Source organism: Rossellomorea pakistanensis (assembly GCF_016908495.1).
Classification (GTDB): domain Bacteria; phylum Bacillota; class Bacilli; order Bacillales; family Bacillaceae_B; genus Rossellomorea; species Rossellomorea pakistanensis.
Genome location: NZ_JAFBDZ010000001.1, coordinates 499,796 through 523,976 on the forward strand (window position 1 = coordinate 499,796; position 24,181 = coordinate 523,976).

General features: G+C 36.5%; 19 protein-coding genes. 8 read left to right on the forward strand and 11 right to left on the reverse strand.

Going from position 1 to position 24,181, the window contains the following annotated elements:
• Positions 1–9 precede the first annotated feature (9 nt).
• Positions 10–4,575, reverse strand: coding sequence for a glutamate synthase large subunit (gene gltB / locus JOC86_RS02500; RefSeq protein WP_205168190.1), 4,566 nt, complete (start codon positions 4,573–4,575; stop codon positions 10–12).
• Positions 4,576–4,712: 137 nt separating this feature from the next.
• Here gltB and JOC86_RS02505 point away from each other — a divergent pair, with 137 nt between their 5' ends.
• Complete coding sequence (locus tag JOC86_RS02505; protein WP_205168191.1) at positions 4,713–5,615, forward strand: glutamate biosynthesis transcriptional regulator GltC; 903 nt, start codon at positions 4,713–4,715, stop codon at positions 5,613–5,615.
• A 158-nt stretch (positions 5,616–5,773) separates the two neighbouring features.
• Here the strand turns inward: JOC86_RS02505 and pepF are convergent, their stop codons facing one another.
• The 8 genes from pepF to JOC86_RS02540 all read right to left on the reverse strand — a co-directional run bounded on the left by pepF (position 5,774) and on the right by JOC86_RS02540 (position 14,627).
• On the reverse strand, positions 5,774–7,561 hold the full coding sequence (pepF, locus tag JOC86_RS02510; protein WP_205168192.1) for an oligoendopeptidase F: 1,788 nt from the start codon (positions 7,559–7,561) through the stop codon (positions 5,774–5,776).
• 328 nt (positions 7,562–7,889) lie between these two features.
• Positions 7,890–8,540 (reverse strand): ethanolamine utilization protein EutH, encoded by a 651-nt coding sequence (gene eutH / locus JOC86_RS02515; protein ID WP_239587354.1) that lies wholly within the window; start codon positions 8,538–8,540, stop codon positions 7,890–7,892.
• Entirely contained in the window at positions 8,512–8,916 is a 405-nt protein-coding gene (gene eutH, locus JOC86_RS02520; RefSeq protein ID WP_205168194.1) for an ethanolamine utilization protein EutH, read from the reverse strand. Before eutH (JOC86_RS02520) ends, eutH (JOC86_RS02515) begins: the two co-directional genes overlap by 29 nt.
• A gap of 47 nt (positions 8,917–8,963) precedes the next feature.
• Positions 8,964–10,463 carry a sodium/proline symporter gene (locus tag JOC86_RS02525; protein WP_205168195.1) on the reverse strand — a complete coding sequence of 500 codons (1,500 nt, stop codon included), beginning with the start codon at positions 10,461–10,463 and terminating at the stop codon, positions 8,964–8,966.
• On the reverse strand, positions 10,460–10,582 hold the full coding sequence (locus tag JOC86_RS24895) for a hypothetical protein (RefSeq protein WP_275583356.1): 123 nt from the start codon (positions 10,580–10,582) through the stop codon (positions 10,460–10,462). The genes JOC86_RS02525 and JOC86_RS24895 overlap by 4 nt, the downstream gene beginning before the upstream one ends.
• 25 nt (positions 10,583–10,607) lie before the next feature.
• On the reverse strand, positions 10,608–11,399 hold the full coding sequence (locus JOC86_RS02530) for an enoyl-CoA hydratase (RefSeq protein ID WP_205168196.1): 792 nt from the start codon (positions 11,397–11,399) through the stop codon (positions 10,608–10,610).
• Between the two features lie 27 nt (positions 11,400–11,426).
• The gene (locus tag JOC86_RS02535; RefSeq protein ID WP_205168197.1) at positions 11,427–12,968 is read right to left on the reverse strand and encodes an AMP-binding protein; all 1,542 of its coding nucleotides are present in this window, start codon (positions 12,966–12,968) and stop codon (positions 11,427–11,429) included.
• 291 nt (positions 12,969–13,259) lie between these two features.
• The gene (locus JOC86_RS02540; protein WP_205168198.1) at positions 13,260–14,627 is read right to left on the reverse strand and encodes a sigma-54 interaction domain-containing protein; all 1,368 of its coding nucleotides are present in this window, start codon (positions 14,625–14,627) and stop codon (positions 13,260–13,262) included.
• Positions 14,628–14,880: 253 nt separating this feature from the next.
• On the opposite strand from JOC86_RS02540, the gene JOC86_RS24900 reads away from it, so the two are divergent.
• The 4 genes from JOC86_RS24900 to JOC86_RS02555 all read left to right on the forward strand — a co-directional run bounded on the left by JOC86_RS24900 (position 14,881) and on the right by JOC86_RS02555 (position 17,742).
• Positions 14,881–15,003, forward strand: coding sequence for a hypothetical protein (locus JOC86_RS24900; RefSeq protein ID WP_275583357.1), 123 nt, complete (start codon positions 14,881–14,883; stop codon positions 15,001–15,003).
• A 17-nt stretch (positions 15,004–15,020) separates the two neighbouring features.
• Positions 15,021–16,580, forward strand: coding sequence for a sodium/proline symporter (locus tag JOC86_RS02545; protein WP_205168199.1), 1,560 nt, complete (start codon positions 15,021–15,023; stop codon positions 16,578–16,580).
• An 8-nt stretch (positions 16,581–16,588) separates the two neighbouring features.
• Positions 16,589–17,077 carry a hypothetical protein gene (locus JOC86_RS02550; protein ID WP_205168200.1) on the forward strand — a complete coding sequence of 163 codons (489 nt, stop codon included), beginning with the start codon at positions 16,589–16,591 and terminating at the stop codon, positions 17,075–17,077.
• 239 nt (positions 17,078–17,316) lie between these two features.
• On the forward strand, positions 17,317–17,742 hold the full coding sequence (locus JOC86_RS02555) for a DUF2935 domain-containing protein (protein ID WP_205168201.1): 426 nt from the start codon (positions 17,317–17,319) through the stop codon (positions 17,740–17,742).
• Between the two features lie 137 nt (positions 17,743–17,879).
• Here JOC86_RS02555 and putP read toward each other — a convergent pair whose 3' ends face one another.
• Positions 17,880–19,349, reverse strand: a complete 1,470-nt coding sequence (putP, locus tag JOC86_RS02560; RefSeq protein ID WP_239587355.1) for a sodium/proline symporter PutP — start codon at positions 19,347–19,349, stop codon at positions 17,880–17,882.
• 746 nt (positions 19,350–20,095) lie between these two features.
• Between putP and JOC86_RS02565 the strand changes: the two genes are divergently transcribed.
• From JOC86_RS02565 to JOC86_RS02575, 3 genes are read left to right on the forward strand one after another with little or no spacing between them, the layout of a single operon-like run.
• Complete coding sequence (locus tag JOC86_RS02565; protein WP_205168202.1) at positions 20,096–21,610, forward strand: spore germination protein; 1,515 nt, start codon at positions 20,096–20,098, stop codon at positions 21,608–21,610.
• Positions 21,611–21,623: 13 nt separating this feature from the next.
• Positions 21,624–22,721: a GerAB/ArcD/ProY family transporter gene (locus JOC86_RS02570; RefSeq protein WP_205168203.1), complete on the forward strand. Its 1,098-nt coding sequence runs from the start codon at positions 21,624–21,626 to the stop codon at positions 22,719–22,721.
• Positions 22,711–23,796 (forward strand): Ger(x)C family spore germination protein, encoded by a 1,086-nt coding sequence (locus JOC86_RS02575; protein WP_205168204.1) that lies wholly within the window; start codon positions 22,711–22,713, stop codon positions 23,794–23,796. The genes JOC86_RS02570 and JOC86_RS02575 overlap by 11 nt, the downstream gene beginning before the upstream one ends.
• Before the next feature lie 86 nt (positions 23,797–23,882).
• On the opposite strand, the gene JOC86_RS02580 is transcribed toward JOC86_RS02575, so the two are convergent.
• Positions 23,883–24,161: a DUF6509 family protein gene (locus tag JOC86_RS02580; RefSeq protein ID WP_205168205.1), complete on the reverse strand. Its 279-nt coding sequence runs from the start codon at positions 24,159–24,161 to the stop codon at positions 23,883–23,885.
• Positions 24,162–24,181: the final 20 nt, after the last annotated feature.

Genomic DNA, 24,181 nt, shown 5'->3' on the forward strand with positions numbered 1-24,181 from the left:
TCCCCTTTCTTACTGAATTACTGTTTCTAATGGTTTTGATGGTGTGGTTAATCTTTTCTCATTCTTTGCATTGATTTGGAACGCATTCATTACGGCCTGTTTATCTGTTAATCCCGCTTCTTTTTGCTGTTGAATACTTTCCATCATACGCTTATAATCCTTTGGAATGATTTTCACAAATTTTGCTAGCATTGTGTCCCAGTTCTCAAGCACACGTGCTGCCTTGACACTATCTGTGTAATAGAAATGGTTTAGAATCATTTGCTTCAGTTCCTTGACATCATCTTTATCGACAAGTGGTTCTATATCGATCATTTCTTGGTTGCAAAATGCCTTAAATTCTGTACTGGATTCAGCAAGTACATAAGCAATCCCACCGGACATACCTGCCGCAAAGTTTTTACCAACTTGACCAAGAATCACGACACGTCCGCCTGTCATGTATTCACAGCCATGATCACCAATTCCTTCGACAACTACATTTACACCACTATTCCGAACAGCAAAACGTTCTCCTGCTTGACCATTAATATACGCTTCACCACTTGTAGCACCGTAAAATGCGACATTACCAGCAATCACATTTTCTCCCGACTCTACTTTTGACTCTATAGGTGCTTTTACCACCAATTTACCGCCAGATAAACCTTTTCCGATATAATCGTTCACATCACCAGTGATAAACATGGACATCCCCTTTGGTACAAATGCACCAAAGCTCTGACCAGCTGAGCCTGTGAAACGAAGGGTTATCGTATCTTCGGGCAGCCCCTTATCTCCGTACCGTTTAGATACTTCACTTCCAACAATTGTTCCAGCGACACGGTTAATATTTTTAATTGGAAAGGTTACATCTACAGGTGTTTGATTCGTTAAAGCCGACTGTACAGCTGGTAATATTTCAAGAATATCCAGCGATTCATTAATTTTATGATTTTGTGGTTTTTGGAATGTGCGAGGCTGTCCCTTAGGTTGAAATAGTAATGCAGTTAAATCTAGATGCTTCGCTTTCCAATGCTCTTTTGTACGTTCGCTTACTTTCAAAACGTCTGTACGCCCGACCATTTCGTCAACCGATTTAAACCCGAGTTCTGCCATCAATTCGCGTACCTCTTGTGCAACAAAGCGCATGTAGTTCACAATATGGTCTGGGTCTCCCATAAACTTTTTTCGCAATTCAGGGTTTTGAGTTGCTACACCTACTGGACAGGTATCTAAATGGCACGCACGCATCATGACACACCCTAAAACAACGAGGGGCGCTGTCGCAAACCCAAACTCTTCTGCCCCTAATATCGCTGCCATGACCACATCTTTACCTGTCATTAACTTACCGTCTGTCTCTAACACTACGCGGTCCCGCAGACCGTTCAGCATCAGGGTTTGGTGTGCTTCTGCAAGTCCTAGCTCCCAAGGTAAACCTGTGTGTTTTATACTTGTTTTCGGGGAAGCACCTGTTCCGCCATCGTAACCGCTAATGACGATAACGTCAGCAGCTCCTTTTGCCACTCCAGCAGCGATTGTACCAACGCCTGCTTTCGCCACTAATTTAACGCTAATTCGTGCTGAACGATTAGCATTTTTCAAATCATGGATTAACTGAGCCAAGTCTTCGATAGAATAGATATCGTGATGTGGTGGGGGTGAGATGAGTCCGACTCCTGGTGTTGATCCACGAACATCTGCAACCCAAGGGTATACTTTCTTGCCTGGCAGTTGTCCGCCTTCACCCGGTTTTGCTCCTTGTGCCACTTTAATTTGGAGTTCATCAGCATTTACAAGGTAATGACTTTTGACACCAAACCGGCCTGAAGCGATTTGTTTGATCGCACTTCTACGATTGTCACCATTTGCATCAGGGGTATAACGGTCAGGGTCTTCCCCACCTTCCCCGCTGTTGCTTTTACCTCCTAAACGATTCATCGCTATCGCTAACGCTTCATGTGCTTCTTTACTTAATGATCCAAATGACATTGCTCCGGTTTTAAAGCGTTTTACAATCGAATCAACAGATTCAACTTCTTCAATTGGCAGAGCTTGACGTGTTTTGTCAAAGGAAAATAGATTGCGAAGAAAACCTATTCTCTCTTCATTTGCTGCGTGAGAATATTGTTTGTATAAATCGTAATCTCCTTTTCGACAAGCCCATTGCAATGTATGAATCGTTTTCGGATTAAACGCGTGATGTTCCCCTGTCTTTCTCCATTGAAAATTACTTCCAGAATCGAGGGTTTCATTCAGGGTATCCTTGTATGCTTTCTTATGGACTAGTAATGCTTCCTGTGCAATGGTCTCTAATTCGATTCCACCAAGCTGTGAAGCTGTTCCGCAGAAATAACGTTCGATTACATTTGAACTAATTCCAACCGCTTCAAATATTTGGGCTCCACGGTAGCTTTGAATCGTGGAAATTCCCATCTTGGACATTACTTTTACAACACCCTCTGTTACTCCTTTAATATACTTGCTAACAGTTTCTTCAAAAGGAATCTTTAAATGCCCCTCTGAAATAGACTGTTTATACGTTTCAAAAGCAAGATATGGGTTTATAGCATCTGCACCATATCCGATCAATGAAGCAAAATGATGAACTTCCCTTGCTTCTCCTGTTTCAAGGATAATGCTTACCTTTGTACGATTTCCTTGACGGACAAGATACTGATGAAGCGCACTTGCTGCCAATAGTATTGGAATAGGAACATTTTTTTCATTCATGCTGCGGTCTGACAATATAAGCAGACTAATCCCTTTTTCAATGGCACGATCCGCTTCAAGGAAAATTTGCCCAAGAGAAAACTCTAAATCTTCTGAAAATAAAGCCTGGATAGTCTTGCTTTTAAACTCCGGGTATACATTTGATTTCAATTGTTTTATTTGTCCATTAGATAGAATCGGTGTATCAAGTTGAATACGACGACAGTTTTCTTCATTTGGATGTAACAAATTGCCTTCTGCCCCTAAAAAGCTAATCGTTGACGTGACAATTTGTTCACGAATCGAATCAATAGGCGGATTTGTCACTTGTGCAAATAATTGCTTGAAATAATGGAACAATGATTGTGGTCGATCGGACAATACCGCAAGTGGCATGTCATTCCCCATTGAACCAAGTGGATCTTTTCCTTCAGTAATGATAGGAATTAAATATTTATGAATATCCTCATAGGTATACCCAAATGCTTTTTGACGTACAAATAGGTCCGTCAATGTTATTTCTCCTGATGTTATATCTTCATTTAATTTAATAAGATTATCATCAAGCCACTGCTGATAAGGGTGACTTTGTGCCATTTCAGATTTAATTTCCTCATCTGAGATGATTCGACCTTCTTCGATATCAATCAATAACATTTTCCCTGGACTTAATCGATCTTTATATAACACATTTTCAGGATCAATGTTAATGACACCAACTTCAGACGAGTAGATAATATAATCATCTTTTGTTACATAATAGCGTGCGGGGCGCAAACCGTTTCGGTCTAGAATCGCACCGATTTGTTTACCATCCGTAAATGATATCGATGTTGGTCCATCCCATGGTTCCATTAGACAGCTATGAAACTCATAGAAGGCTTTCTTTTCTTTTGACATATGTGGATTTTCTGCCCAAGGCTCTGGAATAAGCATCATCGCTGCATGAGCTGGTTTACGACCTGAAAGTATAAGAAATTCTAGTGCATTATCTAGAATGGATGAATCACTTCCATCAGTATCTAAAATCGGGAGAACTTTTGGTAGGTCTTCCCCAAACGCTTCGGATAGTAAATGTCTTTCACGTGCTTTTGTCCAATTCACATTACCCCTAAGCGTATTAATTTCCCCATTATGGATTAGGTATCGATTTGGATGAGCTCTTTCCCAGCTTGGAAAGGTATTGGTACTAAATCGGGAATGCACTAAAGAAAAAGCCGAAACCACTTCCTCATCCTGTAGATCAATATAAAAGGCATCTACCTGCTCAGGAGTTAACATACCTTTAAAGACCATTGTTTTACTTGAAAGGCTAGAAAAGTACATACGCTGTTGTTGCTCTTTAGCCCATTTTTCCGCCTGTTTTCTAATAATATATAATTTACGTTCAAATACTAATTCATTGGAAATACTCTCATCGGCTCCAATAAAGACCTGACGAATGAAGGGGGTCGTTTCTTGTGCTGCTGGTCCAATTTGGTCTATATTCACAGGAACAGTTCTCCATCCGAGTATCGTCTGTCCCTCTTGTTTAACTAATGTATTTATATGTGATTCAATATTTTCCCTTTCAGCATCATCTTTTGAAAAGAAGATCATTCCTACACCGTAACGTCCTTTTGCAGGTAAATTAAATTCTGGACATGTATGACGGAAAAACGCATCAGGAATTTGGATCATTAGTCCAGCGCCATCGCCAGTGATTGAGTCACTACCCTGACCAGCTCGATGATCTAATTGACAAAGCATCTCCAGTCCTTTTTTAACAATATCATGTGTAGCAAGTCCTTTTATATTAGCATAAAAGCCAATACCACATGCATCATGTTCAAATTCAGGACGGTAGAGACCTTGCGCTTTCGGCAATTGATTATATGTCATGTTCATCTCTCCCGTTTACGTTTTAGTTATCAGAAAATTTATATACTTTTTATTTTAGATTTTCAAATTGATATAAACAATATATAATTTAGATTAAAACAATCTCGTTTTGATATATATTATCGAGGAGGTGCAAAATGGAACTGCGTCAATTACGTTATTTCATGGAAGTTGCGGAGCGTGAACATATGACAGAAGCGGCAGAGGTTCTACATGTTGCACAATCAGCCGTTAGCTTACAGATCACGAAACTTGAAGCCGAGCTTGGCGTCTCTTTATTTGAAAGAACTGGGAGAAACCTGAAGTTAACACCTATCGGACAGATTTTTTTAACCCATACTAAATCAGCCATAAAAGCGATTGATCATGCGAAGGAAAAGGTTGACGAATATTTGGACCCAAAACACGGGACCATTAAAATTGGCTATCCGACAAGTCTTGCAAGTCATTTACTTCCAACAGTCATTTCAGCTTTTAGACATAAATCTCCAAATGTTTCGTTCCATATGCGTCAAGGCTCTTATTCTCGTTTAATAGAGGCCATTAAAATTGGAGATATCAATATCGCATTTCTTGGTCCCGTCCCGACAAAAGACCCTGATATTAATACCAATATTTTATTTAGGGAAAACATTTCTGCTTTAGTTCCAGCGAACCACCCTCTTTCGGATAAAAAGAGCCTTTTTCTCAGCGACTTACGAAACGAAGATTTTGTCTTATTTCCAAAAGGTTATATACTACAAAAAATAGCGGTGGATGCATGTAAGCAAGCGGGATTTGTACCTAATATCACATCAGAAGGGGAAGATATGGATGCGATTAAGGGGCTCGTTTCAGCAGGAATCGGTGTTAGCCTCTTACCTGACAGTACATTTTCCGGTGCAGCTCCTAATCTAACTGTAAAAATTCCTATTGATTCTCCACAAGTAACACGTTCAGTCGGAATCATTACCCCAAAACATAGGGATTTAGCCCCTTCAGAAAAGGTTTTCTATCAGTTTACTAAGGAGTTTTTCAGTGTATTGGAGCAATACCAATAAAAAAAGTTATGTTCCCCATTTGAGGTGAACATAACTTTTCCATTCCAAAATCACTAAAAAATCTACACATTATTGAATCTTAAACTTATACCCATTGAGTGTTTAAGCTTTATTAAGTTGATGTCTTGAATATTAATATTTAACTCGTACGCTTCATTTTAAATTTTGGAGAATTCGTCAACTAATGCACCAAACCGTTTTAAGGAATTTTCTATCGGAAAGGGTGATGTTAAATCTACACCCGTCTTTTTTAACAATTCAAGCGGGTAATCCGAACTCCCGCTCTTTAAGAATTCCAAATATGACTTTAATGTTTCTTGATCACCTTCAAAAATTTGAGTGGCCAATTGGATGGCTGAAGCAAAGCCGGTAGCATACTTGTATACATAAAAAGGACGATAAAAATGGGGTATTCTGGCCCAGCCATATTTTACTTCTTCATCAAATACAACCTCATCCCCATTATATTCCCTGAACAAACCCTCATAAGTTTCATTAAAAACATCTACATTTAAAGGTAATCCCTTTTCAGCCATTTCATGTGTCTTTTTCTCAAATTCTGCAAACATCACTTGAGTAAAAAATGTACCTTTAAATTGATCAATGAAATGATTAAGTAGATGATTTCGGACATGTGAATCTTTCTCATTTTTGAGTAAATAATTAATTAATAGAACTTCATTAACTGTCGAAGCCACTTCAGCAACGAAAATACTATATCGTGCAGTAATTTGCGGTTGGTGCTGGGAACTCAGCTTACTATGAACTCCATGACCACATTCATGTACCAATGTAAACAAACTGTTCAAATCATCTTGATGGTTTAAAAGTATATAAGGGTGAACGCCATACACACCTAGATTGTATGCGCCTGATCGTTTCCCAGGTGTTTCCCGAACATCAATATACCTTGCATCTTTAAATTCATGAAGAATATTTATATATTCTTCTCCTAAAGGGGATAAGGCTTTACACATAGTTTCATATGCTTGCTCGTAACGAATGACTTGTTTAGCTCCTTTTACTAATGGAACATTTAAATCATATTGTCTCAGTTCATCTAATCTCAATTTTTCTTTACGGATACGAGAATAACGATGTAGTGGATCAATATTGCTTTTGGTGGTTGAAATTAGATTTTCATATACCTCTTTCGAAACCTTATCAGCAAACAATGACTTTTCAAGTGCTGATGGATAATGACGTACTCTAGCTAAAGTAACGTTATTTTTTATAGCTGCGGAAAGTGTAGAGGCAATAGAATTCCTTAAATGCATATATGGTTGGTAATATGCCTTGTATGCTTTCCTGCGCTTTTCACGGTCTTCGTCTTCAATTAGCTTTGAATACATCCCCCTCGTTAGTTCCACACTCTCACCTTTATCGTTAATAACTTCTCCAAACTTAATATCTGCATTATTCATCATCCCATAGGTATGACCCGGGACAGAAAGTGCTTCCCCTAATTGAGATAAGACTTCCTCCTGCTCTTTGCTTAATACATGAGTCCTGTAACGATAGGACTCTAACAAGTCTTCTTCAAAGTATTTTAACCCTTCTTCTGCAGATATGTATCCTTTTAATGTTTCCTCCTCTAAACTTAATAAATATGGCATGAAAAAGGAAGTCGAAGCGTTCACCTTTACACTAAGTTGTTTTGCTCGTTCTAAGAATGATTGAGCTTTCGTTATTCTAGTGTCCTCATCGACATTCAACATCGCATATGCATAGATTTTGTTAAACAAAAAGGATACTTCTTCCCTTAGTTTCAAGTATTGATACAAAGAGTTTCCTTCCTGAATTCGACCATCAAATGATTTTAATTTCTCTGTCATTTTTTCAATTAGCTTAAAGTCAGTTTCCCATTTACTATAATCAGAATAGATATCAGATAAATCCCATCTTTCATGTTTTGGTACTTCATTTCTTGTCGTAAACGTTTGCATTCGAAAACTCCTTTACACTAAATAATTTTAAGTAAGAAAAGTACCCTCATTACTACACTGCATTTACAGCTTAAAATACTACTAAATATATTCACATTATTTTACTGTATACCTTATCATTTTTGTGAAGGATATTTAAATTATTAGCTGTTCGATAATATAAGTTTACTTCAAGTAATAATATCAAGGAAACAATTGATCCTTTTTTTACAGTCTCTGATAATAAACCGTTTTACATATCGAAAATCCGTCCTTGGGGAACAAAAAAGAGAAGATTCACCACAATTTGAGGTGGTAAATCTTCTTTTAAAGAATTTAATGACATGGATCAAGAAACGTGCTTATGTTGTAATAAGCTACTTTCATTCGATTGATCCCTCGTTAATACAACGGCCGAAGCAATCGATAATATCCCAGCTGATATTTTCCCAATAATCATAGGGATGACCATCTCGTTATCCATCGCTGCAACAAACCCTAAGTGACTTCCAAAAACAAATGCACCACTGACAGAGTATGCAGTCACTATAACCTTTCCTCTTTCATCCATATGTCTAAACATCGTAAAGGCTGGTATTAGGTGAGCTAATAAAGCAAGGAGACCGATTAGGCTGTACTTATTTACTTTTATTCTTTCTCCTATTTTAATAAGAGGCTTTGTCAGTACCTTTTGTAGAATGAAAACAAATGGAAATGCGCCTGCGAGGGTAATGGATATCATCCCAACTGTTTTTATTCCTTCAGAAAAAGGAAGTAACCCCTTCGCTATTTGAACCCCTATAAATGTTTCTAGCATAATTAATATTAGTCCAATCATGATCAGGATTTCTATCCCTTTTGAAAAAGCTTTAAATGTCTTAATGACTAACAAAGGAAGGAAAATCATGCCAAAAATAATAAGGGTGGAGAATATTAATGTAGGAAATAAATTAATGAGCATCCATTTAAGTTTATAACCAGCAAATAACCCACCAATCATACAACCGATGGGAATATTCACTAATCCGATTAATATTCCTTTTGAAAAATAATGGATAATCAGCTTTATCGATAAGTCCTAATGCAACGGGTATTGTAAAAACGATAGTCGCCCCCATTGTGCTTCCTAAAAACACCCAAGAAAACATTGCGGCATCCGATGACTTTGCCATTTCCATTGAAAGGGAGTAGCCTCCTATGTCAAGTGCTAATATCGTTGAAGCAAACATAGATGGGTCTGCCCCGATATGCTTATACACAGGTGTAATAATAGGGATTAAAATATTGGCTAATACAGGAGAAAGAGATATGATTCCAATCATAGACAATGCGAGCATCCCCATACTTTGAAAGCCTTCAGTAAATTTTCCCCCCATTCCCTGCCATAGATGACAAATCTTCCTGCCCCTTTTCACATTTGCTATTAGATATTAATGACAGTAGAACCTCTCTTTTTACCTCCCTTGGTTTCAAGTCCGTTTTCGAATATTACATTAGATTCTGATTTTGTAAATAGGGAAATCCCGACAAATGACACAGTTGATATAATTAAGGCAATAGCACCTGTATCAAGATCTGGCACATAAAGTTCTTTTACCTTTAAAATGTAAAGTCCAATACTAAAAATAAACCCTAATGCAGATGACCATATAGCAGCTACTCGTGTAGCCCGTTTCCACAGTATCCCGATACTCAAAACCGGAACCAACGATGCTACAAAAATTCCCCAAGATGCATTTCCTAACCATCCTACTAGATCTGGAGGATTTAGAGAAAGTAAGAAGGTTAAAGCAATCACTGCAAGTGTAATCCATCTAGAAAGGGCAAGTTCTTTCTTTTCAGGGAGTTTTTCTCCTTTTTTAATAATTTGTTGATAGACATCCCTTACAATGGAAGAACTTGCAACTAATAAAAATGCTTCACTTGTTGACATAATGGCCGCCATAACAGCTGCAAAGATTAAGCCTGCAATAGCAGGATGGAAAAAAGATTCGATAAACAATGGTGCAACAAGATCCGGTGTAGCTGGCGCGGTCATTTCTCCACGCTCAACCATTACCCTTGTATAGAGCCCAACAAACCATAATAACGCTGTAAGTGCGTAGGTTGAAGCCGCAATTATACATGCCCACTTCAGCATTGAAATTTTTCTAATCATATAAAATTTCGATACTACATGTGGTTGTCCTTGATGACCGATTACATAAATAAAAAAGTAAGAAATAAAAGCAAAAATTCCAATTGGACCTGTTGTATGGAAGGCTTGTACCATGTCAGGGTTAATATTTGCTATCTCTGAATTTAGTTGCGACATTCCTCCAACCATCTTCATTCCACCAATGAAAACGATTAATGAACCGAATACCATTACAATCATTTGAATAAAGTCTGTCCATACAGCACTAATCATACCCCCACCGACAACATATACAGTTAGAATCGCAACACCTATAAACAGGGCAAGTTTATAATCGACACCTAGAACGGTTTGGAGCATGTTTCCTAAAGCTTTGTATTGTGCCATTTGATACCCGATGGCCCCACCTAATATGGCGAGGGCTGTAATCGCACGTACAGCTTTACTGTTATACCTTAATTCTAGTAAATCAGGAATCGTTAATGCACCAAATTTTTGTGTAATCCGTCTCATTGGCTTTGCAAGGATTAAAAAGCTAACAAAAATTCCGGCAGTAGCAAATATTCCAATCATAAATATGGCATAACCATGCTGATAAACGAGACCCGTAAGCCCTATGAATCCATAACCCGACATGGTCGTTGAGGAGATAGCTAAAGCAACGAGCCATGGTCCAAATCTACGCCCTCCTGTGTAAAAGGTGTCCATATCCTTTTGATGTTTCATCGAGAATAAGCCAATTACTAAGATCACAAGTAAATAAAGAACTCCGATCGTAAGAATCATTCCACTTCCTCCTCTTCCTCATTTTTAAATGCGACTCCCCCCCACACACCTGCTGCAATAAGCGAGACAGGCCAAAAAACAAAAAGCATAAATGTCATTAATGGTGATAACCCAAACATATCCATACCTCCTTTGGAATACTGTTTACTGATCGAGAAAGTTTGGCTTCCTCTTTTGGATAAATGCATTTACCCCTTCTCGTACATCTCTTGTTTGAAATACACGTCCAAAATTTTCAGCTTCCGTTAAAAGTCCCTTCTTAAGAGATTGTTCATAGCCTTCATCAATAGATCGTTTAGCAAAGTAAAGGGACGGGAAAGAATGATGACAAATACGTTCTGCTAGTTTCATTGCCTCTGTTACTCCTTTTCCTTTTGGAACGACATGATTAATTAAACCCATTTCTTTTGCTGCTTTTGCTGACAACGCCCCTCCTGTAAAAATCATTTCTTTTGCTTTCGCTTTGCCTATTAAACGGGATAGTCTTTGAGTTCCCCCTGCCCCTGGAAGCAAGCCTAATTTAATTTCGGGGAGACCAATCTCAACCTGCTCCTCTGCGATTCGAATGTCGCAGCACATGGCAAGTTCGCAGCCTCCCCCTAGAGCAATACCATTGATGGCAGCAATCGTTGGTTGTGGTAAATCTTCTATTTTATTGAGAGCTTCTTGGAGCCATAGAGATTTTTGTTTTGCCAACTCCACACCTTTTCCAATCCATTCAGGGAACCCTTTTATATCACCACCCGCTACAAAAGCTTTCTCTCCTGCTCCCGTAACAACAACAACCTTAATATCGGAATCGCTTTCAATTTCATCCGTTACTAAACACAATTGTTCGATTACTGTTTTGTTTAGAACGTTCACAGGTGGATTATTTATAACGATCATTGCAATGTTATCGGTCTTAGACCATGAAACAACACGAACCATCTCCATCTTTTTCCTCCTTTCCATAGGAAACACTTAACTATATTGTTTTCGTAAAATATATTTTTGAATTTTACCTGATGGTGTACGAGGGAGGTCGTCAACAAAAATCACTTTTTTAGGTTTTTTATAACTAGCTAGATGGTTATTACAGTATTCAATAACGTCGTTTTCGGTTAGTAAAGCACCCTCCTTTTTGACAATGACAGCACATACAGCCTCTATAAATTTCGGATCTGGAATTCCGATGATGGAAACTTCTTTCACTTCTTCGCATCTATATAAGACATCTTCAATTTCAGCTGCATAAATGTTTTCTCCACCGCTTCTGATCATATCTTTCTTTCTTCCGGCGATCGTTAAATATCCGTCCACATCTAACTTTCCTAAATCTCCAGTTTTACACCACCCATCCACAAATGTTTCCATTGTCGCTTCAGGCTTACGCCAATACCCAACTGAAACCGATGGACTCTTTATGGCTATTTCTCCAATTTCCCCTATAGGCAAAGGGTTACCAGATTCATCAATTATTTTGATTTCAGTAAGCGGCATCGGCTTACCGACTGTATGATTTTTTGTAAAGGTCTCTTGAGGATCTAGCGAAGCAGCAATCGGTGTCCCTTCTGTTAGTCCATATACTTGTACGACACCAATATGAGGATATTTCTGTTTTAATTGTTCGAGTGCCCATGGCATTAAGGGGTCTCCCCCTGTATAAATCGTCTTTAAATCTTTCAAATGATACTGATTACATATAGGGGAATTTAACATTTCGTAAATCATAAAAGGAAACAGGAAGCAATCGGTTACTTTCTCATATTCTAATACGGAAAGAATCCTTTCAATCTTAAAACCATGACTTTTGGTAATCACTACCGTACCCCCCATCATTAAAATCGGAAGAGCGATGTCCTCGAGTGCACCAACATGATAGAGAGGTCCTGTGGTCATCCCTATTTCATTTCCTATAAAGTTCCACTTTAATGCCTGCATTGACGAGAACCAAAAGGTAGTTTCATGAGTCCAAATCGCTCCTTTAGGTCTCCCTGTAGTACCTGAAGTGTACATTAGCATGACAGGATCGTGCATTTTTATAGGAACGCTGTTAATATCATCTTCTAAACCCCTTTCCAAAACACTCCAATCATCCGCCCAACTTGGAATTGGCTGATGATTGTTTGCTAGACAAATATATTGCTTAACAGGTACATTATGTCGAATTGTATCTAGCTGATTAGCTAAGTTCGAATGAAAACATAGTATTTTTGTGTCTGAATCGTTTAAAACATATTCAAATTCAGCACTAGATAGTCTAAAATTAAGACGCACAGCAATCGCACCGATCTTGGCAGCAGCAAAATATACTCCGAAATATTCAAGACAGTTATAAAATAAAATCCCTACACGATCCCCTTTTCGAACACCTAATTCACGAAATTTATGTGCATATGAATTAGAGATTCGATTGAGGTCTGTGAATGTCCAAGACTTTCCTGATTCTTCCTTTATTGCTATTTTACTTGAGGCTGTTTCTAAGCCATTTGCCATTCTTCTTGAAATATAACCGATGTCCAAAAAAGCTCCTCCTTTTAAAGAAATTACAGTGACTTAACTAAATTCATTAATAATCAGGAATTTCCACTCCTCCCTTTTCAAAACTCATTTAAACACCTGCAAGATTTATGCCAACACCGATATATCTTTTTATTCTTTATTTTCCTAATTTTCAGCATATTAGAACGAATTATAGATTCCGATATTATGGAAATAGTTCTTTTTAAAATTGAATATCTAGCTAGATGCCCCCATAAAATAAAAAAATTCCGATTCTTTGGAACGGATTCCAAAAAACCGGAAACTTTTCAATTACTCTGAGATTTTATACCTTTTTATTTTATCGTATAAGCTAGATTTTCCTATGCCTAGAATTTGAGCAGCCTTTATTTTATCAAATTCAACCCGTTTTAATACATCTTCTATCGCTTTTTTCTCAGTTTCTTCAACAAGTTCTTTTAAACTTTTTCCCTCTTCTTCCCTCTGTTGATATAGTAGATTTTCAGGTATTGAATCCTTCCCAATCATTTCATCATTAGTAAAGTGAATCCCAGCTTCAACCACATTTTCTAATTCTCTAACGTTCCCTGGCCAATCATAATTCTCCATAAGTGAAAGGACATCTGGATGAATCGAGGTGACTCGCTTTCCTATACGAGTTGTAATCTTTTTTAGAAAATGTATCGCGAGTAACTTAATGTCTTCCCTTCGATCTCTTAATGGTGGGATCGAAAGTTGAAAGGCATTAATTCTATAATACAAATCCTTACGAAATAGCTTGCTATCAATCATTTTTTCCAACGGCCCGTTTGTCGCCGCAATCACACGGACATTAATTTTTTTTGACTGAAGCGCACCTATAGGTTCAAATTCCTTTTCCTGAAGAACCCTCAATAACTTAACCTGCATATGTATGGGCATATCTCCAACTTCATCAAGAAAGATGGTCCCTCCATCAGCATATTGAAACTTTCCGATTTTTCCACCTTTTCTTGCACCAGTAAAGGCACCTTCTTCATAACCAAATAGTTCAGATTCTAATAAGTGTTCCGGAATGGAACCGCAATTTACCTTAACAAATGGTTTGTCAATCCGATCACTTAATTGATGAATGCTATGAGCAATTAACTCTTTTCCTGTACCACTTTCCCCCTTTATTAATACTGAAATGTCACCCCCAGAAATTCTTTTGACACGTTCTTTTAAATCTTTAATTTTATTCGATTTTCCAACTAAATCATTTAAGGAATACTTTAAGCCGTTTGTTCCTTTCCATTCATTCCGATAAAAATTCATGTCAGATAACAGCCCCTTAATATGACTGTTCATTTTCTTCCATTCACCTATATCACGAAATATAATGGTTCCAATTGCCCCGACAATTTTCTTATTTTCAATTATGGGAATCCTGTTGGCGATTACATAATCCCCGAGAAGAAATTGTATATCGGCAAATTCCTGCTTACCTGTCTCAACAACAAGATGCATTCTAGTGTTCTCAATAACATCCGTAACGTGCATTCCGATCACTTTATTACGTTCAATTTTTAAGAAATCACAATAACTATTCGTAATGTAACTAATTTCCCCATGGCAGTTGACAATAACGACTCCATCGTAAAAACTTTCAAAAATAAGATCTAACCAATTATTACTTATTGAAAATTCAGTCTCTTTCATACAAACTTCCCCTTTTTCAAGAGCTCTCTCTTATATTCTAGCATTAAACTCTTTATTTTTCGTTCAGAACATCTCAACTTCTATTACTGGCGAAAGCTTCATTTACTGAAGAAAATAACTAGGATATCTCACAACTAACATAATGTTCTAAATATTCAAATTACAACTTTACACTTTGTCCAATTAAAAAGTAAGATTCGAAACATATAATGATAGTGATACCGCTTTCAGATTGTATTGGGGGGTGAATCATTTGTTTAATCTTCCGCTTGAAACATTTTTATGGTTTGTCCCATGGCCATTTATTTGGATGGGAATTGCATTCATCATCTATTTAAAAATGAAGAAAGACGATGAACTGGAAAATGAAGAATAAGGGGGACCTACATTTCAATGAAATCTGATGCACTGATTTTTGTTATTTACTTACTTGTCTTGTTAGGCGTAGGGATTTGGTTTACAAGAAAAGCGTCTAAATCCATCGATAATTATTTACTTGGGGGAAGAAGTTTAGGGCCTGCAGTAACAGCCCTTACGATGCAAAGTAGTTCCATGAGTGGTTATATGTTTATGGGTGGACCAGCATTAGCCTTCCAACAGGGTTGGTATGCATTATGGTATGCCATTGGTGATGCGGGAGGTTCAATTATCAATCTATCGGTTTTAGGGAAAAGGATGCGGAGACTTTCCGAATTGCTAGGTGCCCTTTCACCGATTGAGTATTTGGAGAAACGATTTGAAAGTCCTACAATCCGAATCGTAGGCTCTATTATCTCCATAATTTTTTTAATGGCGTATGTATTTGCTCAGTTCATTGCATCCGGAAAAGCGTTAACAATGCTTACTGGTTTACCTTATGAAACCTGTTTAATTATAGGAGTAAGTGTCATTATTGCTTATACAGTTGCAGGAGGTTATTTAGCTGTAGTATGGACTGATTTTGTACAAGGGATCATAATGGTCCTAGGCGTCCTTGGAATTGGAATTATGTCTATGTTTCATATCGGAGGATTATCAGGGTTAAATGAAAAAATAGCTGCCATCGATCCAACATATTTAAGTATTTGGGGGAAAGATCTAGCCTATTATGGACAATGGGGCGTTGTACTTGGAGCTATACTTATATATTGTGTAGGCTACATGGGGCTTCCCCACGTTGTCGTTCGCCATATGTCGATGAAAAGTACAAAGACCGTAAAAGGTGCTGTTCTTTTCTCTGCAACTTGGAATCAAATTTTCATATTTACTCCTTATCTATTAGGATTAATAGGGATTGTGATGCTGCCAACTTTAAGTGATCCTGAAATGGTTATCCCTGAACTAGCCTATACATTCTTCCCTGGTTTTTTTGCTGCTATATTACTTTCTGCTATTATGGCTGCGATTATGTCAACATCAGATTCTTGCTTAATGCAGGCGGGAACAATATTATCCCGTGACATCTATCAACGATTTTTTGATAAAAATGCAAGTCCAACTAAAATGGTTCTTGTATCACGTTTATGTATTCTTATAGGCGGCATCGTTGGTATTGTAGTCGCTATTTTCGAACCGCCTTCTGTATTCACCCTCGTTGTCTTTGCTTTTGGAGTGTTAGGGAATAGTTTCTTAGTACCCTATGTAGCATCCGTCTATATGAAAAAAGCAACAAATATTGGTGTAATAACTTCGATGATAAGCGGAGGTCTAACAAATGTCATCTGGACCGTAGCGAATTTAGAATCCTACACCGCGGTTCATCCATTTTTAGCTGGTTTAATTATCTCGATTATTGGTATTTTTATCGGAAATCATTTTGGAAAAACACCAACCCAAAAAGTGATCGATGCTTTTGAATCTGCTAAAGGACCACGGAAGCTATCAAAATCTATTGAAAAAAATATTGCCAAGGATTTATCACCAGAGGCAAAGAATATCTCAGATTTTTATAATGAACAACTAAAACCGCAGTAGGTGATCTGATGAATACATTGACTCTACCTGTTTCAATCGAACCTCAATCTATCATAAGCCTTCTAAAGAAACAAGATGAAAAAGCAAACTATTATCTAGAGAGACTTGTATACTACCCTTATTACTTCTTTAAATATAAAATCAAAGCAAAAGGTTTACTAAAAATAGACGGGTACCTTGGTTGCACCATCGATAGCATTAGTGCACGTGGGGCAATAATAGACCATTCCCCTTCATTTATTAAAGAGGACCTACAAAACAAAGCGTGTATACCCTACTCTTTAACACTTTTAGATGCTAAGAACGAAGCTGAGGATTTCTTAAATCATTCAGCATCTCTTAAGCTAAAGTTTTTTAGTATTCCAAAAATGGTATTAGATCAACAAGAGTTATTTTTTAGACCTTATTGGATCATATCGGATAAGAAGAAGCGTGCACATTATCCTCCAATTATGATTGATGCAGTTTCAGGTAAGTATCATCCATTGAATATGTGATAAATAATTTTAGGGCTTCCCAAAAGGTATTAGGAAACACATTCTTCAATTATATAGGACTTAAAGATTCTATATGTTGATGTTGTGAGTCCTGATATTTTTTGGGGGAGCCTCTTTTTTTACAATTCTAATGGAAAAAAGTTTTATATTTGCATAATAATCAATCTTTCAATGGAAGTTCTTAAAAATATTTTTTTGAATATATCTAAAATGATAAAGTTTTTATGGGGGAATATTTCATGCAATTTTATTACGGAAATCAAATGCCATTGCGTGTTCTTGATGAGGCTGAATTTTGGAAACACCAAGAAGAGGAACATACTGTTGTGATTAGAGAGCTAGTAAAAGATCTTGAACAAGAATATGTAGACGAATTAAAAGAATGGGAGAAGAAGTTTACTGAGACACATCAACGTGTTGTGAGGTATATAGAAACTGTAACACGATCAAATGGACAAGTTACACCTGCACTCTATCAAGATATATTACAGTTAATCAGCTTTTGCTTGCAGCAAAGCGATCAATTTATTAAGTTTTGTCGATTAATAATGGAAGAGAGTCGCCCTATCAGTAGTAATCCGACAGCTAAAGTAGTGCTGAATCATATTATTGTGGAATCAGAGTATTTTATTGGAATTGCACAAACGATTTTATACCAGCATTAACTCTTTTAAGTATGATTATTAAATTAAAAAGCAGTTCCCTCCCATTGAATAGGGTAAAATTCCTAAATCATTACTTATTTTAAAGTATCAAAAAAACCCGAATGAACCTAATCATTCGGGTTTTCACTTAATTTAGTCTAAGCTTTTAAACGATTTTGTACTTCAACAAACTCTTTTTCCACTTCGTCAGATGGTTTATTACCAACAAAACTAAAGATGATGATCGCAACTGTGGCAAATATAAATCCTGGTAAAATCTCATAAAGATCAAATATTCCGCCACTTAATTGTTTCCATCCAATAACCGTTATCGCTCCTACGATCATCCCAGCTAATGCACCATTTCTTGTCATTCTCTTCCAGAATAAACTCAAAATAATAACCGGACCAAAGGCTGCTCCAAATCCAGCCCAAGCATAACTGACTAATTCAAGAACTTTACTGTCTCGATCATATCCAAGTAGGATAGCAATTACTGCAATAACTAGAACTGAAATTCGTCCTACCAATACTTCTTCTTTTTGACTTGCATTCCTTCTAAATAGAGCTTTATAAAAGTCTTGTGCTAAAGCACTAGAAGATACGAGCAATTGGGAATCCACTGTACTCATGATAGCTGAAAGAATAGCTGCTAATAAGAAACCAGCTACCCATGGATTAAACAATACTTGAGAGAACATGATAAAGACTGTCTCAGAGTTTTCTAATGGGGCGTCAGCAAAGTAAGCAATACCGGAAAACCCAACGAAAATGGCTCCAAATAAAGAAACAATCATCCAAGTCATTCCAATTAAACGCGCTTTAGGAATTTCTTTCGTAGACTTTATTCCCATAAAACGAACGATAATATGAGGCTGTCCAAAATAACCTAATCCCCAGGCTAATAATGAAACAACACCAATAAATGTTGCACCTGAGTAAATATTCAGATAAGAAGTATCAATTTTCCCTACAGTATCAATAGTTGAATTCCATCCACCTAATTCATTAATGGCAACAATTGGTATGATGATGAGGGCTAAGAACATGAGAATCCCTTGAATAAAGTCCGTCCAACTTGCTGCAAGGAAACCTCCAAAGAAGGTATAAGAAATAATGACGGCTGCTCCTACCCAGAGTGCTAATCGGTAATCCATATTAAAGGACTCTTCTAAAAGAATAGCACCGCCAACTAAACTTGATGAAGTATAGAATGTAAAGAAGATTAATATGATAACAGCTGAAAAGACACGGAGTATTTTACTTTTATCATGAAAACGATTTTCAAAATAATCAGGAACCGTAATAGAATCATTCGCTACCTCGGTATAAACTCTAAAAGGCTTGGCAACAAATTGCCAGTTTAAATAAGCACCGATTGCTAATCCTATTGCTAACCAAATCGAGCCCATACCACTTGCATATACAGCTCCTGGCAGTCCTAGCATTAGCCATCCACTCATATCAGAGGAACCCGCACTTAAGGCAGCAACTCCTGCACCAAGACGTCTTCCACCTAGTACATAATCGGATAAATTGCTTGTTAGTTTAGCTGCCATGTATCCGATAATAAGCATCCCAACTAAATAAATAATGATTGATGTTAATGTTTCAATATTAATATCCATTAAGAATTATTCTCTCCCTTTGTCTAAGAAATAAGTAAGTAAAGATAATATGATTAGCAATGGCATTGGTACTAATAACCAAAACCAAGTGCCTGCTGTAAGTCCTTCCATTCTCTCTCTCCTTCCCGTATTCATTTTCATGCAAAAAATATACACTTGTTAAATTAGTAACATCATAGACCCATGCGTTACCGACCCAGAATAATCATAACATAAATACTAAAGAGGTTGCATTTATTCACAATGTCAAATTCAATATAAATGAATTTTTATTCAAAATATCCCCTATATTTTTTTAATATACTTTAATTATTCGATATTTATTCAATACAGATTATTTAAATAAATTTTATCTTTTTGAATTTTTTTCAACAAATCTCCTATTTTTACATAAATTACACCTACATTGGAAAGCTAATCCATTGACATTTCCTTATAGTTTGTAATCAAAAAATGTATTTTAGTGTTTTTCATTTTTTCAACAGATTAGAATGATTACCTTGATATGTCACAGGTCTCGGAAAAGATACCTCCTAAACCATTTTTTTCATTCTCAACTATAATTCTCATCTAAAATCAAAAGTATTCTTGTATTTCTCTTGATGCATTCTACAGATGAAAAATTACTATGAGAAACAGTTATAGAATGATGAACATACTAACTCTCTCGATTACGATTAAATGTATTTTTAGGACCATCTAGCACATAATAAACGAGATTTAATGGATTATTTTGGGGGATCGATATGAAATCTAGGCTTTTAAATAGGACTTCAAAAAAAAATAATAGTAAGAATACCTATAATAAGATACGTCCAATAGATGATTTACTGGAACAATGTAAATTATCTTCAGATTTTATCTCATATAGATATTCAGAAGATAACCCTTACTATATTCATTATTTCAAAACTTTAATTAACTTTGATATCGTGCAACAGCATATCTTACCCTATATTTGTGACGAAAATAATAAAACCCTTTTTGATTTACAAAAACAATTACCTATAGGCAATACGGAAATTGTTGAAGATGTTAGCAAGGTGCAGCATAAATTAATGACGGGATCCATTGCGGTTGAAGCGAAAGGAAACATAAAAGAAGTCCTGCTTATTGATGCTATATCAATAGAGAAAAGACCTGTTAGTGTTCCAGAAGTAGAATTCAGTGTACTTGGTCCTAAAGAAGCCTTTGTAGAATCTATCGATGCAAATTTGAACTTAGTAAGAAAGAGATTACCCATCCCAGAATTAATTACACAAGAAATAGTCGTCGGTAACCTCTCAAAGACAAGAGTAGCTGTAATCCATATTCAAGATGTTGCTGACCCTGATAATGTTCAAACAATTGTACAACGGATAAAAGACATCGACTTCGACAATATAGCGGATAGTTCAACGATTGCTCAGATTATTTCAGATAATCATAATTCGCCTTTTCCTCAAATGATTGATACAGAAAGGCCAGATCGTGCAGTTGGGGTGCTAAGTGAAGGGAAAATAACAGTGCTAGTCGATGGCTCTCCTCACGCTTTAACCGGACCTACTACGTTAGTAGAATTTTTCTCAGCTTTCGAAGATTATTTCTTATCTTGGCATATAGCAACAATATTTCGCTTAATAAGACTGTTTGCTGTATTCTTTTCAGTCGTTTCAACATCCTTATATGTAGCAGTTCTTACCTATCACTATGATATGATTCCACAAAATCTATTGAATCCATTAATCGCCTCGAGAAGCGGTGTACCGTTTCCGCCTATCTTTGAAGCGATTATTCTAGAATTAACCATTGAATTACTAAGAGAAGCAGGTGCACGACTCCCGACAAAGATTGGCCAAACAATCGGTATCGTTGGAGGGATTGTAATAGGAACAGCAGCTGTTCAAGCAGGACTAACCAGTAACGTCTTATTGATCATTGTAGCACTAGCTGCGTTAGCTTCTTTTACAACACCCGTTTATCAAATGGGTAATGTGATCAGGTTGATTCGGTTCCCATTTATATTATCAGGTCAATTCTTTGGATTATTAGGGGTAGCCTTTTGTTTTGCACTTTTCCTAAGTCATCTGCTTAAATTATCATCATTAGGCAGACCTTACCTAGCACCGGTCTACCCACTTAGACTTGTGGATTTGAAGGATTCATTATTTCGATTACCATTATATTTTCAGAGTAAGAGACCTCAACAATTGCGTTCAAATAAACCCATTCGGTTTAATAACAAGAACCATGATAAAGAAAAGAAAGATATAGAACATTAAGGAGCTGCCTAAAATGTACCCGCTACCAAACGAAGATAGAAAAGTATCATCGTACTTTGTTTTTTACTTAATTCACACGATGCAAGTTGGTGTAGGCATTTTAGGATTTGAACGTTATATTGCAAAGTCAGCAGGTCATAATGCATGGATTTCTATTCTTACTTCAGGTGTGACGATTCTGGCATTAATTTGGATTTCCTATCGAATATTAAATAAAGGGAATAATGATATCGTTGCGATTCATAGGCAAGTTTTTGGAAAGTGGTTAGGGGGATTATTAAGTATCTATTTTATATTGTATTATGCTATGTTCGTTCTCGTCATAATACGAACTTATACAGAGGTTATTCAGGTATGGATGTTCCCAGATATTTACCATTGGGTTATTCTTATGATAATCATAATCATTTCTTATTCATATGTTACTGGAGGATTTCGGGTTGTCACAGGGATTGCATTATTAGGGGTTATTTATGGTCTTCCATTATTTTTAATTAAGTATTTCCCTTTAAAAGAAGCTAATTATGGAAATTTGCTACCTTTATTTGATATATCTGCCAAGCAATTATATACATCATCAAAGGATATGACATTAAATTTTTTAGGGTTTGAAACATTATTAATGTTTTATCCATTTATCAAAAACCCTCAAAAATCAGAGAAATGGGCACACTTCGCTATTTTATTTAGTGTATTTGTATATCTATTTACGATGCTGGTGTCTCTAGTTTATTTTAATCAAGAACAATTAAAAACAACAATCTGGCCAACGTTAACACTGTGGAAAATTGTCAATTTGGCTATTGTGGAAAGATTTGAATACGTAGGAATATCGATATGGTTTTTTATCATATTACCTAACCTTTGTATTGGCTTGTGGTGTTCAAGCAGGGGAATGAATCGTCTTTTCCCAAAAATCACCCAAAGGACCTCATTACGGCTGATTTCTGTTTTAATTTTAATTGTTGCGGTTTGCTTTAAAGATCGTCAACAGATTGATTTGCTAAACACTATAGTTTCCAAAATTGGATTTTATACTATTTATTTCTATCTCCCAGCATTACTTATTATTCAATTTATAATAATGAAGGTGAAAAAGAATGATCTCTAAAATAAGGATACCACTGATAATGGGGGTCATCAGCCTCTTCCTCTCCGGCTGTCTTCCTTCTACTAAAATATTGGAGGATATTCAACTTGTTCAATCAATTGGTTATGACTATATAGGTGATGAAAAATTCCAAGGAACAGGGGGTTCTTCCTTTATTACACCTGGGGAAAAATCAATCCCTAAAAGTGTAACATTCACTGCAGAAGGAAATACGAATAGAAAGATTCTCCAAAAAATACAATCAAAGTCCCCGAAACCAATCGAAATAGGTCGGGTTGGTGTCATTTTATTCAATCAGGAGATTGCCAAAAATGGGATTATGGAACATATTGAAAGTCTTGAGAAGGATCCTAGTGTAGGGAGAGATATCTATCTCGCTGTTTCGATTGGAAGCACATTTGAAATCTTAGACGGAACCTATCCTCAAAGCGAATCCGTTTCCCAATATTTAACAGAAGTGATCAAGCAAAATATGGAGCGCACCATCCCTAAGATGGATCTTCATCGTTATTTATATCATTACTATGGAAAAGGTTTAGATCCTTTTATGCCGGTCATTGCACATGAAGGAAGATATATTCAAATCAAGGGGATTGCCCTTTTTAAAAAAGATAAACTCGTTGATATCATTGGATTGAAAGAATCTTATGTATTTAAAGTATTATTTGAAAGTATTCGTAAAGGGGTATTAGAGGTCGATTTTACAGAAAAGGAAGAGATTAGTATAAGAAACCTTTCGTCTGATACAAATTACAAAGTAACAAAAGATCATGAGAAATACCAAATTGAAGTAAACATTAAATTAAACGGACAAATATCGGATAGTGCAGGTTTAAAACTATCGGATGATAAAGTGATAAAAAAGATCGAAAAAGCAACAGAGAAACAGATAAAAGAACACGCTGCAAACTTAATAAAAAAATTTCAAGATTTAGAGGTCGATCCCCTTGGTATGGGGGATAAAGCCCGACAAAAAGGAGACTTTAATAAGAAAGATTGGCAAGGGCAATATGGTGATATGGAGATCAAAGTCCATGCGGATGTCGATGTCTCCCAATCGGGAATTGCTGAATAAATCAAAAAATAACCCTACTATATGTAAAGTGAGGTTATTTTTTGATCTTATTCAAATGTTAGTAAGAGAATACTAATTGAAATAGTTTAAAGGTTTTGTTGACAATAATCGAGAATCATTACCTCTTCTTCCTCTTCTAATGCAAAATCAAGAATTCGATTTGTATTTTCTTCTATCAACTGATATTGAGCCATTCTAGGGCCGTTCTCATCGACGACGAAGATAACCTTTACATACATCCCCTCTTCAGTGAACAATTCATCATCTTCAGGAACTTCAACTTTTAGTTCAAATTCGTATCGATCTCCCTCTAAAATACCTGTTGGATCCTTAAGTTCCTCGACTGTATGATTAGTAATTTTCATTATTTATGCTTCCTTTCATA

Excerpts from the sequence above, each read along its gene's own strand:
- gltB (WP_205168190.1), bottom strand. The coding sequence starts at position 4,575 with ATGACATATAATCAATTGCCGAAAGCGCAAGGTCTCTACCGTCCTGAA.
- JOC86_RS02540 (WP_205168198.1), bottom strand. The coding sequence starts at position 14,627 with ATGAAAGAGACTGAATTTTCAATAAGTAATAATTGGTTAGATCTTATT.
- JOC86_RS02580 (WP_205168205.1), bottom strand. The coding sequence starts at position 24,161 with ATGAAAATTACTAATCATACAGTCGAGGAACTTAAGGATCCAACAGGT.
- JOC86_RS02565 (WP_205168202.1), top strand. The coding sequence starts at position 20,096 with ATGAAATCTAGGCTTTTAAATAGGACTTCAAAAAAAAATAATAGTAAG.
- eutH (WP_205168194.1), bottom strand. The coding sequence starts at position 8,916 with ATGGGGGGAAAATTTACTGAAGGCTTTCAAAGTATGGGGATGCTCGCA.
- JOC86_RS02550 (WP_205168200.1), top strand. The coding sequence starts at position 16,589 with ATGAATACATTGACTCTACCTGTTTCAATCGAACCTCAATCTATCATA.
- JOC86_RS24895 (WP_275583356.1), bottom strand. The coding sequence starts at position 10,582 with ATGTTTGGGTTATCACCATTAATGACATTTATGCTTTTTGTTTTTTGG.
- JOC86_RS02505 (WP_205168191.1), top strand. The coding sequence starts at position 4,713 with ATGGAACTGCGTCAATTACGTTATTTCATGGAAGTTGCGGAGCGTGAA.
- putP (WP_239587355.1), bottom strand. The coding sequence starts at position 19,349 with ATGGATATTAATATTGAAACATTAACATCAATCATTATTTATTTAGTT.
- JOC86_RS02570 (WP_205168203.1), top strand. The coding sequence starts at position 21,624 with ATGTACCCGCTACCAAACGAAGATAGAAAAGTATCATCGTACTTTGTT.
- JOC86_RS02525 (WP_205168195.1), bottom strand. The coding sequence starts at position 10,463 with ATGATTCTTACGATCGGAGTTCTTTATTTACTTGTGATCTTAGTAATT.
- JOC86_RS02575 (WP_205168204.1), top strand. The coding sequence starts at position 22,711 with ATGATCTCTAAAATAAGGATACCACTGATAATGGGGGTCATCAGCCTC.
- JOC86_RS02530 (WP_205168196.1), bottom strand. The coding sequence starts at position 11,399 with ATGGAGATGGTTCGTGTTGTTTCATGGTCTAAGACCGATAACATTGCA.
- pepF (WP_205168192.1), bottom strand. The coding sequence starts at position 7,561 with ATGCAAACGTTTACGACAAGAAATGAAGTACCAAAACATGAAAGATGG.
- eutH (WP_239587354.1), bottom strand. The coding sequence starts at position 8,540 with ATGATTGGTGGGTTATTTGCTGGTTATAAACTTAAATGGATGCTCATT.
- JOC86_RS02555 (WP_205168201.1), top strand. The coding sequence starts at position 17,317 with ATGCAATTTTATTACGGAAATCAAATGCCATTGCGTGTTCTTGATGAG.
- JOC86_RS02545 (WP_205168199.1), top strand. The coding sequence starts at position 15,021 with ATGAAATCTGATGCACTGATTTTTGTTATTTACTTACTTGTCTTGTTA.